We start from the raw sequence: 14,519 nt of genomic DNA, 5'->3' as shown, positions 1-14,519 counted from the left end.
TGAATGCTCTCAGATGGTGGGGAGTGAGTATCCGCCCGCCGCCTCGATCAGGCTGGAGATGGCGGGGTCTTTCGCCTGAGGAGACCGGCCCGCTCCCGCGGCCCAAGCCTTGAACCCGACGCTGGCGATTGCGTCGGCGTCCGAGCGCGCGAAGCCCTTCTCCCGAAGAAACTTCCCGAACTCGCGTTCTGTCGGCGTCTCGCCCGCGGCGAGCTTCGCCTTGACCACGTCGATCCGCGCATCGTCGTGCGCCGGATCGGTGACGATCGAGGCCTCGACGAGCTGAATGCCCGTGAGCGTGCGGACGCGCTCGGCCTCGTTGAAGCTATCGCCGGTGACGAAATACCCGATGCTCGCGCCGGTGATGCAGCCAGCCTGCATTCCGCGCTGCGCGATCCGAGCGTAGGGCGCCACGTCGAGCCATAGGTCGCCGACGCCGAGCAGGCCCTTTTCGTCGGGCGTGAGGCTGTCCCAGACTCCAATCGGCTCCGCGAGGTTGTGCTGCCAGCAGATCGGGATCTTCCGACCCGCGGCGGCCGTGGCGGCGAGGCTCGCGTCGAAGGCGGTCGGCGCGACTATCTCGCGGTAGCTGTCGGGTGTGCCGAACACCGACACGTAGGCCGTGAACCGACCCTCGCCGTCCGGTGCCGCCTTTAATTGGAGCGGGAATGCTCGGCGCTTGAGGTTCACTGCCGGATCTCCTGCTGATGTTCCTGGGTAGTGGTCGCGGTGACGATCGTCCCGAGCCTGTCGAGCGGCACGAGGTTCGACTGTGCGGTCAGCGCATCACCGCCCTCCAGAGCCGGCAGATTTTCGAGAGCGCGGATTTCATTGCGGGTCCGCCAGCCGTTCTGTGCCGCCGAGGCGTAGAGCTTCGCTCGCGCCTCGCTGTCGGCCTGGAGCAGGCCATCGCGGGCGAACTCGCACCACACCTTGCCGCGATCAGCGCGCGAGACCAGCGCGCGGGATGCGCTCTGCTCGATCCGGCCGAGAAGCGGCCCGAGCCCAACCGTGAGCCACGCCCGGATCAAGCTCTCAATGCCGGTCCCGAAATGCGTCACGCCCTCACCGGTGTGCCCGATCAGCACCGGGGGGATATTTCCCATCAGCCGGCAGATCTCCTGGATGTGCAGACCACGCGATGCCAGCAATTCGGCGTCCTTCAGCGGCATCGAGACTTCCTGCCAGGAGAATTGCCCCTCGAGGATGCCGATGCGGCCGCTGTTCTCAGCCCCCTGCATGGGTTTGATCAGGGTCTGCCTGGCCTGCTCTCGTTGCGCTGGCGTTAGCTCCTTGTCGGATTTGAAGAAGCCGCCAGGCCGCATTCCATTCGAGAAGGTGCGGGCGGCCGCCTCGTCGGTCGCCATCGCAAGGCCGAAAGCCTGCCGTCCGTACTCTACCGCCGAGAGGCCGAGATCCCCGCCGAGGCCGAAAGCGCGAAGGTGCCAGATCTCCTCCGGCTGGTAGACCTCACGGCCGCGTGGGTCCGAATACTCATAGGTGAGCGCGTAGGTTTCCCGATCGCGCTTAACCGTCATCAGGTCCGGCCGCAGCAGCGTCAGCGCGCGGACCTGCCCTGTCGAGCTCGTCTTGAGCGCGTAGGCATTGCCGAACAGCATCATGCAACCGACCATGCCCTCAAGGAACTCGGCCGGCGTCTGATCCGCGTTCGGCGACTGGCTCAGCAAGACCGCCAACGGATGGTTCGGGAGCCGCTCGCGCGAGCCATCCGGCCGTTCACGATAGACGTGCGGCGGCAGGGTCGAGACGGTCGTCGCGGTCAGCCGGATGCAGGCCAGCGCCGTCGCGATCTGCATGACGGATTCGGGCGTCACAGATTTGCCGGTCCAGGAGGGATTCCCTCCGAACCATGTCCAAAAGTCTCGATCTCGCAGCGTGAACTGCCGCCCAATGAACGACAACAATCCCATCAGGCCCAGACCATGTTTTCGAGGAAGCCGCTGACGTCGGGCGGCGGGGTGGCCTGGAATCGCTTTGCCATCGCCAGTGCCATGACTAAGGCCACCGCGCCGTCGATGCGCACCGGGCCGCGGCCGTTCGATTTCTCTTTGTCGAGCTTGGTATTTCCGGCCGGGTCCGAGACCGTGATGGCGTTGACGACGGACGCGGTGAGCACGGGATGGCCGCCGTGGTGGATGCGGCCCGTCAACGCGAGTTCCGCGAACCACTCGATCGCGGGCGACATGCTCGCAAAGCCTTGGCCGAACGGCTCAAGCGGCACCGGGAAATCGGCGTCAATGTCCGCGAGATCCTGGCGAAAGTCGTCGATCCGCCACCGGTCGAAGCCGATCACCTGAATCTCGAATTCACGCGAGAGGCGAGCAATCTCAGCGGCAACGAAGCCGTATCGAATCGTAGGGCCTGGAACGGCCGCCATCATGCCGGCGTCGATCCACTGTCGGAACCGCTCCTGCTCGGCCGGGCGTCTGCCCCCGAGCTGGTCCTGCGGGGTCCAAAAGAACGGCAAGGCTGCGAAAGTCGCCGGCTCGTCGTCGGATGGGAAGACGAGGACCAAGGCTGTCAGGTCGTGCTTGCCGGAAAGGTCGAGCGCTCCGAAGCACCGGCGGCCGGCGAGCGCCGCGCGGTCGACATCGACGTTTCCCCGGCGCCACGTCCCTAGCGTCACGACTCGCGCCTCCTCGTTGGCGTCGACACGCTGGTTCAGTCGAAGATTTCGGAATGAGGGCTCGAACGCGGGCATGCGCCGGGCCCGGAATGCCGCCTGCCGCATTTCTTCGAGGCTCAGATATTTGCCGAGCGCCGGGTTGCAGGCGAACCAAGTCGCCTCGGCAAACGGGTCCGCGTCGGGCGGAGCAGCGAGCAGTTGAACGAAGATGCTCCGGTCATCTCCCCGAAGGCCGTCGTCGATCATTTGCGAGAGGGGATGATCGTCGGCCGGCGCCTGGGTGCTGATGCAGAGACCGAGCCCTTCCTTGCGTTTGCCCAATCCATTTATGAGGTTGTCTAGCAGCACGCGGTCTTTCGCCTGTGCGAGCTCGTCGTAAATCCAGAGGGATGGGGCGAGTCCGTGCGCGCGCCGGGCGTCGGCGCTCAAGGCCTCGTAGACCGATCCTCGGCCTTGCCCCTGCTGCACCTCGATCCGCTTTACAAACCGCTGGCAGTTCGCCCGTACAGCAAATTCCGGCACCTGCTCGATGATTGCCTCGCATTCGGCGTAGATCAGCGCCGCTTGCCCTCGATCGATCGCCGCAGAATACACCTCGCCGCGGGCTTCGCTCTCAGGTCCGAGCAGGTGACAGAGCACCAAACCGGCGACCAAGCCGCTTTTGCCTTGGCCTTTTGGGCACGATTGGATCCCGATGCGGCGTCGGCGGAGGCCCTTCGCGTCAAGGTCGCCGTAAATCTCGTCAACGAACTCGACCTGGAACGGCAGGAGGCGCATTCGCTTCCCAGCGAGAGGTCCTTTCGTGATCGGCAGCCATTGCAGGAAAGCGATGACGCGCTCGGCGCGTGTTAGCCTAGCCTTGCACCAGGGCAGTCGTCGGCTGCGCGCGCCTAAAGCCTCTTTGGCCTCGCGCATGCGGCGAGCGCCGGGTCCACGCAGCCCCATTGGGGAAGCGGATTGATAAATTAAAAAGGGCCGCGGAGGCTAAGCCTACTACGCGGCCCTATGGGTGAAGGGCACGAGACCACTCGTCCAGCTTGTCCCTACCGCCCAGATTGTGAGGAGCAACGCGCTCCAGCTATTCCGAACGATACTTACAATGCCTGCCATCTTCATCTTAACCTTCTCCTTCGACAACTTAGTCTTAGAATTTTCCATGCTGAGCTCCTTTTTCGGCGAGTTGGCGAAATAGCCAACGAACGTACAGAGAAGGACGGCAAGGATAGGCCAGACGAATGGGATCGAACCCGATGACACCCCCGAAGCTGAGGGCGCGCCTTTTATCCATCGCCGGCACGGACGGCAAGGGGCTGCTGCGTGCGTCGCGCACCGAAACTAATTCAGCGGAAAGGGATCCATACCGGTCCCCGCTCCTTAGGCGACGACTCTCGACCCGCCCCGCCCCATTGGCCTGCGCGACGACGGTCATCAGTCCGCATCCGGTCGGTTAAAGGGGTGACGGGGATCGTTCGGCAGCCCGTCCAGTCCGAGGCGTTCGAAATAGCCGCGCTGTTCCTCACGCTGCGCAGGCCCATCGTGACAGGGCTTGCATAACGCCTCCCAATTCGTGCGATCCCAGAACAACACCTGGTTTCCGCGATGCGGCCGGCGATGGTGCACGACGCTGGCGGGCGCGGGGCAACGTGCGCAGTTCGGATGAGAGCGCAGGAAGCCGGCGCGCGCCTTATCCCACGCCGAGCTATATCCTCGCGCTCGTGCATTCGGCCGGGCCATGGATCAGGCTTCGGCCGGGACCGGATCCACGCTCGCACCAAACGCGCGGGCAGCTTCGCGGGCAGCATTCAGCATCGCATCGCGAAGCGGCTCGCTATCAATTCGCATTCCGGTGGCGATGCCGTCGTGGCGCTCAGACCTCGGCGGGACGACCATCATCTTCCCGTCTCGCCGCCGATAGAGACCAGCGGCGAACAACGTGAAGCCCGGAACCGCGATATCGAAGGTGCAGACCAGGCCGCTATCGGAATTGCCATTGAGCGCACGCTTGGCGATCCGCAGTCCGAGCACGCGCACCGGAATTGGCTGACCATCCGCCATCACGCGTTCGCCGGCATTTGCGCGCCGCTAGAGGCGAGCTTGACGCACATGGCGTCTATCTCATGCTCCGGCAGGCCGAGGTCGGTTGCACGGGCGATAATGGCCAGCGGGGTCGTCTCGATGCCGCGCTCTGCCAATTCGCAGATGATCACAGCGAGTTTCGAAGGCGGCGCTGCTTGCGGCCGCTGGGCGGGGATCTGCATTTCGGAGGCTCCGATCAGATACGGACGTGCGAAAGCACCGCGCGGAGATCCGAGCGGCGTTGCGGTCTTCGTTGTCAGGCTGTCAGGGCCGGAAGGCCTCTAGGCGCAGCTCCCGGCGTGGAGACATAAGCGCCGATATTGCCGCCGCCCGCAATTCGAGAAACGCGTTCTCGTGCAATCCTTTATCTAGGATTCGGGTCGCATGACCTTTTAACGGTTCGGGAAAAGCACTCGAAGTGCGCAAATCCGTCGCGGGCCTGATGGCTCTCGCGTAATTCGGTCTTAGCACGAGCGGGATGAATTAGCGCTGCGGTCTAATTGCCCGGCTGGAGGGCATTCGGCCCGATGCCTCGCCGCATCTCTCAAACCCGTGCGCACACAGCTTCAATTCTGGATAGCAATTACAGCGCGCGACGTTTCGATTCTAGGCCGTTCGCGCCGTTCTGAGCGGCGAGGTAGCGCTAAGCTGCCAATGGGCTTCTCAGTGGCCCTGAGTGCGTATCGCTGGTTCAGCCCGAAACCGCGCTTGCCTCGCCACGGCCAATTGCTCGCACGAACTCGACGCCGCGCAGGCGAAGGATCCGCTGCGCCCCTCGGATCGAATAGAGCTCGACGTAAACGAGGTGCTGAATCCCTCGGATCAAATAGAGGTCGTTGGTGGCGTAGCGATATCGGCCGCTTGCGTCGACCAGCGGTCGGATGAGCGGGAATTTGGTTCGCCAATAGGCCAGGACGTGAGAAGGCAGCTTTAACGAGGCTGCCACCTCACCGCTCGACAGATAAGCCGGATTGCGCCGGGCCGATCGAATTACGGAATTCCTATTCGCCACGAGAGCGAGCCCGGTAATCGGATCCCGGATCTCCGATTAATTCCGGGTCGGCTAATTCGCTGGAGGCTAATTCACGCGCTGGAATTGGCACTGGATCGAGGATTATCGCAGCTTCAGCGCACTCGTCGCACCATCGCTCACCGAGTTTGCGATCGATCACCGTTGCAGGCTGCCAACAGTTCGGAGTGCGACAGGCATGAGTGTGTGCGTCCTGAGTCTCATCCTGCTTCGATAGAGATAGCCCGTAAGGTGATGTTCTAAGGTGAACACGGGGGGTATCTTGACCAGACGTGGCTGCGTTTGCCCCCGTCTCAATCGCCTTTTCTGGCTGCGTTTGCCCCCGTCTCGATTTCTTAGGTTGGCTGCGTTTGCCCCCGTCTCGAAATCGCTCCAGTTCCGCGCGGCGTCGCTCCCTTCGAGCTTCGCCCTTGATGTCTAAATCATCGAAGATCGAATTCACCTTCCGATCGGAAATTAGATAAATCGTGGGCGTGCGCCCACTTCCGGGCACGAAGGTGAACCAAGCGGCCGTGGCTACCGCGTTTCGATGATCCTGAATTGTGTGGCGATTGGTGCAGCCCGGCACGTCGTCCGCAATCGCCTCGTCGGAAATTCGAGCCTCGCAAGTGCCTGCCTCACGATCCCATTTGCTTTCGTCCATCGCTCTGAGGACGCGCATAAAGAAACGAAGCGGCGCCGGCTTGAGATCGGCGTCGGCGTTGCTGGCGTTGATTATGTCAAACTTCCACGAGCTGAATGATCGCCCATCCTCAGGCGTGGAGCGGCTCTTCCGATCGGTCATCTGTCGAGGCCTCGCCGGGCGCACCACGAGCGCCGGCCTCTGTTGAAGGGTGCGAGTCGTGGCTCGACGGGTTCTCAGTTTGGGCGATGGCATCAGAGATCAGCCGCACGGCTTCGCGAGCCTGCGCAGGACTCATGTCGATCCATCTATCTGTCAGTCCCTTGGCGACGATCCTGAGCTCGATGCGCGGTGCGTCGCCGAGGAGTGAGCCGGTCACCACCATGCGGTGGCGGTTGCGGCCGTGGGTATGGCCCTTCGTGTGCTGGACTTTCGCTCCGGACCTCATCGGCTTGCCTCAAAAACAATTGCGAGAGAACGATACCTCATCGAATTAAATTTGTCTGGCGCTTGCGGGCGCGCGGCCACCCATCAACAGGCGACCGCGCGGTTGATCAGTGGGAGCAGTAGTCGGGAAGGTGCTCGAAACCGGAGACCCGCACGCCGAAAACCCACTTTCCTATCGGATCCGACTTGGGGGCCCCGGGCTCGAACACACGCAGATCGCCTTGTGGGTCGTCGACCATGACGATGGTCCAGCCTGAATTCGGAACCCAGGAGACGCGGCGAGCTATGTAGAAACCGCGCTCGATATCCCGGCCGGGCCTCTCGAAATGGGGATGGGTGAGATTTGCGCCCGGGCCTTCCGGAGCCTGAGCATAGATCGGGTTCTGGGACATCTTTCGGTCTCTGTGAGGGGCCGGCTTCTGAGGACCGGGAAGCCCCCAAATCTGGGGACTTCACACCAGCCGAACGGGACTGGCGCCGGGAGGCTCAGAACGGCCACAGAGAACCGCCCCGCCGCTTTCCCCCGTTAGGGGTCTTGTATGGCGACGGGACTCCCGGCATAGTTTCACCGGGCGCACCGAATGGCTAAATTCGGCACGGCGCTGATGCGAAGGCAGATCCCTGGCAGGATTTTCCGTCGCTCTGTGAATGCAACCGCAAGCCCTGGCAGGCCCGGTTGCGGGAGGTTCTGAGGCTCCACTACCGAGACTGAACGGAAAAGCCGCCCCGGGCAACTAGGGCGGCTTTCGTTTATGCGGATTTTGAGACTGCCGTCCTGTTTCCGAAACTATTTGCAGGACCGACTGGTGCGATTTTCGTACAGCATGCGAATTCGGTACGGCCGATTTCGCTCTGTAAACTACGCTCTGTCGGTTCCATCCATCATCGGGGCGACGGAGAATCGCAGGTCGCGCGCGGTCAGGGACATCTCGGATCGGCCGGGGACTCAGTGATCGTGGTGGTGATGGTGGTGCGCGTGATCATGCGCATCATGTTCACTGTGAGCGTGGGCATGGCCGCGATGATGGCCATGGTCGTGGCTGTGATCGTGGCCGCAGGTGCCGTGATCATGCGCCTCTTTCTCCGGCCGGAACGCGCGCTGGACCGGCGTCGCGGCGCAGCCCGAGCCGCGCACCAGCTCGGCAGCGCTCGCCGGAACATAGAGCACATCGGCATCGATCTCGGCCGGAACGTGGCTCCCGCCGAGCTGCCAGGCGAGCCGCAGGAGCCGGGCGATCTTGTCGGCTCGCACCTTGAGCAGCGCCTCCTCGGCGGCCTTCACCGCGACGAGGCGACCGTCGTCGAGGCGGAAGGCGTCGCCATCCTCGACCTGTGTGGCCTTCGCCAGGGTGAGCGCGAATACTGTTCCGCCAGAGGCACTTAGCGAGCCGGACGCCACGCTTCGCGCAGCGTGATCGAGCACGACCGTGTCCACGACCTGCTCGGGCCGGACGGCGGCCTTGCGGACGATCTGGGTGGCATTCGGCATGAGATCCTCGAAGGCTTCGGTGTGTTTGCGCAACAGATTGCGCCTCAAATGGCCCGTCGCGCGCGAAATGTCATGCCCCGCGCCGCCGCCGCCGCAATCTTGACCGTATCGCGTGACGTGCCTCGGTCGAAGGCCGCAATCGGCCTCAGGGTGCGCTACGGCGAAAACGTCGAGCGGGCCGATGCACAAGGGAGTCGTTCGACCATGAAGAAGATCACCGCGGCCCTGCTCGCCGCCACCCTGGCGCTGTCCGTCGGCGCCTGCAACACGCCGGGCGAGCGCGCCGTCGGCGGCGGCGCCCTCGGCGCCGGCCTCGGCGCTGCGGTCGGCGGTCTGGCCACCGGCCGTGCGAGCGGCGCGCTGGCCGGTGCGGCCATCGGCGGCGCAGCTGGTGCCATCGGCGGCGCAGCCACTGCCCCGCGCTGCCCCTACGGGACCTACCGCGACGCCTACGGCGACGTGTACTGCCGCTGAGCCGAAGCAGCTCTAACGGATCTGGGGAAGGCCGGGGCTCACGCTCCGGCCTTTTTCACGAGAAAGGGCAGCGCTCGGAGGCGAGCGCCGCCCTTTCCTCATTGCATCGCCTGAGTGCTCAGGCCGCCAGGTCGAAGCGGTCGGCGTTCATCACCTTGGTCCAGGCCGCAGCGAAATCCTCGGCGAACTTCTGCTGCGCATCGGAACCAGCATAGACCTCGGCCAGGGCCCGCAGTTGCGACTGCGAGCCGAAGATCAGGTCGACGCGGGTCGCCGTCCACTTCAGCTCATTCGTCCTGGTGTCGCGACCTTCGAAGGCGTTCTCCGAGCCGGCCTTCGTCCAGGCGGTGCGCATGTCGAGCAGGTTGACGAAGAAGTCATTCGTCAGCTTGCCGACCCGGTCGGTGAACACGCCGTCCTTCGAGCCGTTGGCATTGGCGCCGAGCACGCGAAGACCGCCGACCAGCACCGTCATCTCCGGGGCCGACAGCCGCAGGAGCTGAGCGCGATCCACCAGTGCCTCCTCAGGCGCCATGAATTGCAAGCCCTCGCGGTAGTTGCGGAAACCGTCGGAGCGCGGCTCCAGCGGAGCAAAGGAGGCGGCGTCAGTCTGCTCCTGCGAGGCGTCCATCCGGCCGGGGGTGAACGGCACGGTGACGTCGAAACCTGCATCCCTGGCCGCCTTCTCGACGGCAGCGCCGCCGGCCAGAACGATCAGATCCGCAAGCGAGACCTTTTTGCCGCCAGAAGCCGAGCCGTTGAACTCGGTCTGGATCGCCTCGAGCTTGCCGAGGACGGTGGCGAGCTGCGCCGGATCATTGATCGCCCAGTCCTTCTGCGGAGCCAGGCGAATGCGCGCGCCGTTGGCGCCGCCGCGCTTGTCCGAGCCACGGAAGGTCGAGGCCGAGGCCCAGGCGGTGGAGACCAGCTGCGAGACGGTGAGGCCGGAGGCGAGCACCTTCTGCTTGAGTGTCTCGATATCCTGCGCATCGACGACCGGGTGGTCGAGGGCCGGGATGCGGTCCTGCCAGATCAGCTCTTCCTTCGGCACGAGCTTACCGCAGTAGAGCTGGATCGGCCCCATATCGCGGTGGGTCAACTTGAACCAGGCGCGCGCGAAGGCGTCCGCGAACTCGTCCGGGTTCTCGTAGAAGCGGCGCGAAATCTTCTCGTAGGCCGGGTCCGCCTTCAGGGCGAGATCCGAGGTCAGCATCTTCGGGCGATGCTTCTTCGAAGGATCATGCGCATCTGGCACGTCGGCAGCCGCATCCTTGGCCACCCACTGCAGGGCACCAGCCGGGCTCTTCTCAAGCTCCCACTCGTACTTGAAAAGGTTCTCGAAGAAGTAGTTGCTCCACTTCGTCGGGGTCTGAGACCATGTCACCTCCGGTCCACCGCCAATGGTGTCGCCCCCACGGCCGGTGCCATGCTTGGAACGCCAGCCGAGGCCCTGGTCCTCGATGACCGCGCCTTCAGGCTCCGCGCCGAGGAAGGACGGGTCGCCCGCGCCGTGGGTCTTGCCGAACGTGTGGCCACCGGCGATCAGCGCCACCGTCTCCTCGTCATTCATCGCCATGCGAGCGAAGGTCTCGCGGATATCGCGGGCCGAGGCGAGCGGGTCCGGCTTGCCGTTAGGACCTTCCGGGTTGACGTAGATCAGGCCCATCTGCACAGCGCCGAGCGGCTCGGAGAGCTGACGCTCGCCAGAGTAGCGCTCGTCACCGAGCCAAGTACCCTCGGGGCCCCAGAACAACTCCTCAGGCTCCCAAGTATCAGCGCGGCCGCCGGCGAAGCCGAATGTCTTGAAGCCCATCGACTCGAGGGAGACGTTGCCGACGAGCACAAAGAGGTCGGCCCAAGAGAGCTTGTTGCCGTATTTCTGCTTGATCGGCCACAGCAGGCGGCGACCCTTGTCGAGGTTGACGTTGTCCGGCCAGGAATTGAGCGGCGCGAAGCGCTGCTGACCACCGCCGGCGCCACCGCGCCCATCGGTCGTGCGGTAGGTGCCGGCGCTGTGCCAAGCCAAGCGAATGAACAGGCCGCCGTAATGGCCGAAGTCGGCGGGCCACCATTCCTGCGAATCCGTCATCAGGGCATGGAGGTCCTTGATCACGGCATCGAGATCGAGGGTCTCGAACTCCTTGGCGTAGTCGAAAGCCTCGCCCAGTGGGTTCGAGCGGGGATTGTGCTGGTTCAGACGCTCGAGGCTGAGCGCCTCGGGCCACCAGTCGCGGTTGCGTCGGCCGCCGGGGCCGTGCGCCACCGGGCACTTGCCGCCACCTTGCCCATCAACCTGCATGTCCATGTCGAACTCCATCACATCGGCGAGAATTGCTCACGGACGCGCCGCCGACCGGCTCTTTGGAGCCAAGCCTCGCCACCGCGCGCCGTCGAAAACCGTGCCACCTTTGTGTAAGGCTCTTTAGACCGTTTGTATAATTGATTGCCAGCATATGTATGATTGAGACGACCTATGGCAGATCCTTGGCTACCAGACTCGACACACCCCGAGGCAAGTGGTTGCGTAATGTGCGCGCGACCAGCTGCAGGTCCCGCGAACGGGGATAGGATCGACGCCAGACCAATCCGATCCGCCGACCGAGCCCGGCATCGAGCGGGCGCACGGTGACGCCGCGGTTGCGGAACTCTTCAACGGCCATTGCTGGAAGCAGCGTGCTGCCCATGCCCGTCGCCACCATCTGGCGAATGGTTTCCAAGCTCGTCGCCCGGAAATCCTCTTCAGCCTCGCGGTCCGGCGTGCGGCACAGCGAGAGAACTTGGTCGCGCATGCAGTGCCCCTCGGTGAGCACAAGCAGACGGCGGCCGCGCAGGTCGTCCTTAGTTAGCACCTCGGCCAGCGCCTCTCCGCCCTTGGGCTCGGCGAACCAGAACGGCTCGTCGAACAGCGGGAGCATCTCCAGCCGGCCATCCTCCACCGGCAGGGCCACCAGGGCAGCATCGAGCCGATGCGAGACCAGCCGCTCGATCAGCGCGGCGGTCAGATCCTCGTGAACCGCCAGACGCAGCTCTGGATAATCGCTGTTGAGGGCCGGCACGAGCCAGGGCAGCAAGTAGGGCCCGAGCGTTGGAATCACCCCAAGACTGAACGTACCGACGAGCGGCCCTGCCACTCGCCGCCCAACGTTGGCGATGGCCTCGACATCGGTCAGGATCTGCCGCGCCCGCGCCACCACCTCCTCGCCATAGGCCGTGACACGGACCGAGCGATTGGTGCGCTCGAACAGCGTCACGCCGAGCTGCGCTTCGAGCTTCTTGATCTGTGTGCTGAGTGTCGGTTGGCTGACATGGCAGGCCTCGGCCGCCCGACCGAAATGGCCATGGTCGACGAGCGCGACGAGATAGCGGAGATCCTGCAAGGTCATGAGGGACCGTGGCCGCGACCAGCGACAGAAGTCCAGCGCCTGCAACCTATGTCTGTCATGAACCCAGCAAACTGAGTTGAGGATTGGGCGCTGGTTTGACCATGCAATCGAAACAGCATCGACCGTGCGCCTTGCGCCCGAAACGCCATTCGGCTTTAGCAACCGGCCCGAAACGCTGCGCAGGCCACGCCCTTGCCCCATCGTCTCTGCCGGCGGTCTCTCGCCGCCCGCTTGAACGGCACCGCGCGATGAGCCTCGGCATCTGGGGCAAGATCGGCGGAGCTGGACTCGGCGCGCTGGTCGGAGGCCCGATCGGGGCGCTCGCCGGCTCGGTTGCCGGACATTTCCTGGTCGACCGCGAGGGCGCACCCTTCGGCGCGACGCCGCGCGACGTGGTTTTTACCACTGGCCTCGTGGCACTCGCCGCCAAGATGGCAAAATCCGACGGCGTTGTGACGCCGTCCGAGGTCGAGGCGTTCGGGCAAGTGATCGAGGTCGAGCCCCAGGCCCGGGCCAGCGTCGAACGCCTGTTCGACCTCGCGAAAAAGACCACAGACGGGTTCGAGGGCTACGCGCAGCAACTTGCCAGCACCTTTCACGACGAGCCCGCGCTGCTTGTGGATGTACTCGACGGGCTCTTCCACATCGCCAAGGCGGACGGCGCAATCCACCAGAACGAGGACCGCTACCTGCGCGAGGTCGCGCGAATCTTTGGGCTTGACGAACCGGCCTTCGAGCGGCTCGCCGCCCGACACGTGCAGCGCGCGGACGATCCCTATCTCGTGATCGGTCTGGAGAGGGGCGCGAGCGAGGCGGAACTGAAGGCGCGCTACCGCTCCCTCGTCGCCGAAAGCCATCCAGACCGGGCCATTGCGCGCGGCCTTCCGCCGGAAGCCGTGGCCATCGCCACTCGGCGGCTCGCCGCGATCAACGCGGCCTGGGACCGCATCGTCCAGGAGCGAGCACTGGCATGAGCTTTCCGGGCGACAGCGCCCTCGTCCACGAGGTTGTGCCCTCGCCGAACCACGGCGAGCGCAAGGGCGGTCCGGTCGACATGCTGATCCTGCACTATACCGGCATGGCCAATGCACAGGTCGCTCTGGACCGGCTCTGTGAGGCCGCGGCCCAGGTCTCAGCGCATTACCTCGTCTTCGAGGATGGGCGCATTGCGCAGCTCGTGCCGGAGAGTCAGCGTGCCTGGCATGCCGGGCTCGGCTGCTGGCAGGGCGAGCGCGATATTAACTCGCGCTCGCTCGGCATTGAGATTGTGCATCCTGGTCATATCGGGGGCCTGCCGCCTTACCCAGCCGAGCAGATCGATGCGGTGATCGCACTTTCGAAGGACATTGTCGCCCGCAACGCGATCCCCGCCGAGCGCGTGCTCGCACATTCCGACGTCGCACCTGAGCGCAAGGAGGATCCGGGCGAGAACTTCCCCTGGGAACGCTTGGCGCGAGCCGGTGTAGGCCATCTCGTGAAACCGGCACCGATCCGCGACGGCCGCTTCTTCTCGCGGGGCGATTCCGGCGAGCCGATCCGGGCCCTGCAGGAGATGTTTGCACTGTACGGCTATGACCAGCCGGTCAGCGGCATATTCGACCTGCATACGCAGGCTGTCGTGACTGCCTTCCAGCGCCATTTCCGGCAGGCCCGAGTGGACGGTGTTGCCGATGCCTCCACCATCACCACATTGCGCGACCTGATCGCGATGCAACCCGCGGGTTGAGCCAAGTCTCTGCCTTACATGGGATAACTGCGTACGGGCGTGGTTTCGCCCTTGCTGGCACGCAAGGACTCGAAGCCTATGCGCTGGGGACTTGCCCCCTGGGGATGCGCCATGCGCTCGATACTTGCTTCCACGTTCACCGTTGCCGCGTGTCTCGCTTTAACGACCGCGGCTTTCGCCAAACCGGTCAGGATCGCACCGGGCAACCCACCGATTACGGCCGACATTCCCTCCGCTTGGAAGGTCTCGGAGATCGACCGGGGCATCCAGGCCAGGACTGGTGACGACGAGGTCTATGTCTGGTTCGAGAGCTACATGCCGGCACAGTTTGAGACCCTGCTCGCCGAGCACAATGCTTATTTCAAGAAGCAGGGCGTCGCGATCACCGGCGAGGCGAAGACTCAGTCGGTGGAGTTCGCGACCTACGATCTCAAGAGCTCGGACTATCCAGCGACCTACGAGAAGGGGCCGACCGTGATCCGGTACCTCTCGATTGTCCCGAAGGAGGAGGGCCGGCGCCATCTGCTCATCAGCTACTGGGCCTCGCCGGCGGGCGACAAGCGGTACGATGCCGACGTGAACAAGATCCTGGAGAGTCTGCGCGCCTCGGTTGAGGCGCGCTGAC

At 64.4% G+C, this 14,519-nt stretch carries 16 protein-coding genes; 4 read left to right on the top strand and 12 right to left on the bottom strand.

Annotated elements, in window-relative coordinates:
* Positions 1–9: 9 nt before the first annotated feature.
* From MGN01_RS05570 to MGN01_RS05520, 10 genes are all read right to left on the bottom strand, one after another.
* Complete coding sequence (locus MGN01_RS05570) at positions 10–690, bottom strand: HK97 family phage prohead protease (RefSeq protein ID WP_147045590.1); 681 nt, start codon at positions 688–690, stop codon at positions 10–12.
* Entirely contained in the window at positions 687–1,931 is a 1,245-nt protein-coding gene (locus MGN01_RS05565; RefSeq protein WP_147045589.1) for a phage portal protein, read from the bottom strand. Before MGN01_RS05565 ends, MGN01_RS05570 begins: the two co-directional genes overlap by 4 nt.
* Positions 1,931–3,424 carry a terminase large subunit gene (locus MGN01_RS05560; RefSeq protein ID WP_238257936.1) on the bottom strand — a complete coding sequence of 498 codons (1,494 nt, stop codon included), beginning with the start codon at positions 3,422–3,424 and terminating at the stop codon, positions 1,931–1,933. The genes MGN01_RS05565 and MGN01_RS05560 overlap by 1 nt, the downstream gene beginning before the upstream one ends.
* Positions 3,425–4,384: 960 nt before the next feature.
* Positions 4,385–4,702 carry a hypothetical protein gene (locus tag MGN01_RS05550; protein ID WP_147045586.1) on the bottom strand — a complete coding sequence of 106 codons (318 nt, stop codon included), beginning with the start codon at positions 4,700–4,702 and terminating at the stop codon, positions 4,385–4,387.
* Positions 4,702–4,905 carry a hypothetical protein gene (locus MGN01_RS05545; RefSeq protein ID WP_147045585.1) on the bottom strand — a complete coding sequence of 68 codons (204 nt, stop codon included), beginning with the start codon at positions 4,903–4,905 and terminating at the stop codon, positions 4,702–4,704. Before MGN01_RS05545 ends, MGN01_RS05550 begins: the two co-directional genes overlap by 1 nt.
* Before the next feature lie 509 nt (positions 4,906–5,414).
* Positions 5,415–5,669 carry a MerR family transcriptional regulator gene (locus MGN01_RS24550; protein WP_170245843.1) on the bottom strand — a complete coding sequence of 85 codons (255 nt, stop codon included), beginning with the start codon at positions 5,667–5,669 and terminating at the stop codon, positions 5,415–5,417.
* A gap of 55 nt (positions 5,670–5,724) precedes the next feature.
* Positions 5,725–6,537, bottom strand: a complete 813-nt coding sequence (locus tag MGN01_RS05535) for a hypothetical protein (protein ID WP_147045584.1) — start codon at positions 6,535–6,537, stop codon at positions 5,725–5,727.
* The gene (locus tag MGN01_RS05530) at positions 6,506–6,823 is read right to left on the bottom strand and encodes a hypothetical protein (RefSeq protein WP_147045583.1); all 318 of its coding nucleotides are present in this window, start codon (positions 6,821–6,823) and stop codon (positions 6,506–6,508) included. The genes MGN01_RS05535 and MGN01_RS05530 overlap by 32 nt, the downstream gene beginning before the upstream one ends.
* Before the next feature lie 106 nt (positions 6,824–6,929).
* Positions 6,930–7,214 (bottom strand): hypothetical protein, encoded by a 285-nt coding sequence (locus MGN01_RS05525; protein ID WP_147045582.1) that lies wholly within the window; start codon positions 7,212–7,214, stop codon positions 6,930–6,932.
* Positions 7,215–7,768: 554 nt separating this feature from the next.
* Entirely contained in the window at positions 7,769–8,344 is a 576-nt protein-coding gene (locus MGN01_RS05520) for an urease accessory protein UreE (protein ID WP_306437175.1), read from the bottom strand.
* 171 nt (positions 8,345–8,515) lie between these two features.
* Between MGN01_RS05520 and MGN01_RS05515 the strand changes: the two genes are divergently transcribed.
* Positions 8,516–8,785 (top strand): YMGG-like glycine zipper-containing protein, encoded by a 270-nt coding sequence (locus MGN01_RS05515; RefSeq protein WP_147045581.1) that lies wholly within the window; start codon positions 8,516–8,518, stop codon positions 8,783–8,785.
* A 118-nt stretch (positions 8,786–8,903) separates the two neighbouring features.
* Here the strand turns inward: MGN01_RS05515 and katG are convergent, their stop codons facing one another.
* Together katG and MGN01_RS05505 are read right to left on the bottom strand one after the other, a co-directional pair.
* A complete protein-coding gene (gene katG / locus MGN01_RS05510; RefSeq protein WP_373319179.1) occupies positions 8,904–11,084 on the bottom strand; it encodes a catalase/peroxidase HPI in 2,181 nt (726 codons plus the stop codon).
* Positions 11,085–11,256: 172 nt separating this feature from the next.
* Complete coding sequence (locus tag MGN01_RS05505; protein WP_147045579.1) at positions 11,257–12,168, bottom strand: LysR substrate-binding domain-containing protein; 912 nt, start codon at positions 12,166–12,168, stop codon at positions 11,257–11,259.
* A gap of 248 nt (positions 12,169–12,416) precedes the next feature.
* On the opposite strand from MGN01_RS05505, the gene MGN01_RS05500 reads away from it, so the two are divergent.
* The 3 genes from MGN01_RS05500 to MGN01_RS05490 all read left to right on the top strand — a co-directional run bounded on the left by MGN01_RS05500 (position 12,417) and on the right by MGN01_RS05490 (position 14,518).
* Positions 12,417–13,142: a TerB family tellurite resistance protein gene (locus MGN01_RS05500; protein ID WP_147045578.1), complete on the top strand. Its 726-nt coding sequence runs from the start codon at positions 12,417–12,419 to the stop codon at positions 13,140–13,142.
* Complete coding sequence (locus tag MGN01_RS05495; RefSeq protein WP_147045577.1) at positions 13,139–13,894, top strand: N-acetylmuramoyl-L-alanine amidase; 756 nt, start codon at positions 13,139–13,141, stop codon at positions 13,892–13,894. The genes MGN01_RS05500 and MGN01_RS05495 overlap by 4 nt, the downstream gene beginning before the upstream one ends.
* 111 nt (positions 13,895–14,005) lie before the next feature.
* Positions 14,006–14,518, top strand: a complete 513-nt coding sequence (locus MGN01_RS05490; RefSeq protein WP_147045576.1) for a hypothetical protein — start codon at positions 14,006–14,008, stop codon at positions 14,516–14,518.
* Position 14,519: the final 1 nt, after the last annotated feature.

The sequence above is a fragment of the Methylobacterium gnaphalii genome, assembly GCF_007992215.1.
Taxonomy (GTDB): Bacteria; Pseudomonadota; Alphaproteobacteria; order Rhizobiales; family Beijerinckiaceae; genus Methylobacterium; species Methylobacterium gnaphalii.
This window is presented reverse-complemented; position numbering and strand designations above follow the sequence as displayed.

What these genes read in the sequence shown, in the direction of transcription:
- MGN01_RS05565 (WP_147045589.1), bottom strand. Translation starts at nt 1,931, where the DNA reads ATGGGATTGTTGTCGTTCATTGGGCGGCAGTTCACGCTGCGAGATCGA.
- MGN01_RS05560 (WP_238257936.1), bottom strand. Translation starts at nt 3,424, where the DNA reads ATGCGCCTCCTGCCGTTCCAGGTCGAGTTCGTTGACGAGATTTACGGC.
- MGN01_RS05550 (WP_147045586.1), bottom strand. Translation starts at nt 4,702, where the DNA reads ATGGCGGATGGTCAGCCAATTCCGGTGCGCGTGCTCGGACTGCGGATC.
- MGN01_RS05545 (WP_147045585.1), bottom strand. Translation starts at nt 4,905, where the DNA reads ATGCAGATCCCCGCCCAGCGGCCGCAAGCAGCGCCGCCTTCGAAACTC.
- MGN01_RS05535 (WP_147045584.1), bottom strand. Translation starts at nt 6,537, where the DNA reads ATGACCGATCGGAAGAGCCGCTCCACGCCTGAGGATGGGCGATCATTC.
- MGN01_RS05530 (WP_147045583.1), bottom strand. Translation starts at nt 6,823, where the DNA reads ATGAGGTCCGGAGCGAAAGTCCAGCACACGAAGGGCCATACCCACGGC.
- MGN01_RS05525 (WP_147045582.1), bottom strand. Translation starts at nt 7,214, where the DNA reads ATGTCCCAGAACCCGATCTATGCTCAGGCTCCGGAAGGCCCGGGCGCA.
- MGN01_RS05515 (WP_147045581.1), top strand. Translation starts at nt 8,516, where the DNA reads ATGAAGAAGATCACCGCGGCCCTGCTCGCCGCCACCCTGGCGCTGTCC.
- katG (WP_373319179.1), bottom strand. Translation starts at nt 11,084, where the DNA reads ATGCAGGTTGATGGGCAAGGTGGCGGCAAGTGCCCGGTGGCGCACGGC.
- MGN01_RS05505 (WP_147045579.1), bottom strand. Translation starts at nt 12,168, where the DNA reads ATGACCTTGCAGGATCTCCGCTATCTCGTCGCGCTCGTCGACCATGGC.
- MGN01_RS05500 (WP_147045578.1), top strand. Translation starts at nt 12,417, where the DNA reads ATGAGCCTCGGCATCTGGGGCAAGATCGGCGGAGCTGGACTCGGCGCG.
- MGN01_RS05495 (WP_147045577.1), top strand. Translation starts at nt 13,139, where the DNA reads ATGAGCTTTCCGGGCGACAGCGCCCTCGTCCACGAGGTTGTGCCCTCG.
- MGN01_RS05490 (WP_147045576.1), top strand. Translation starts at nt 14,006, where the DNA reads ATGCGCTCGATACTTGCTTCCACGTTCACCGTTGCCGCGTGTCTCGCT.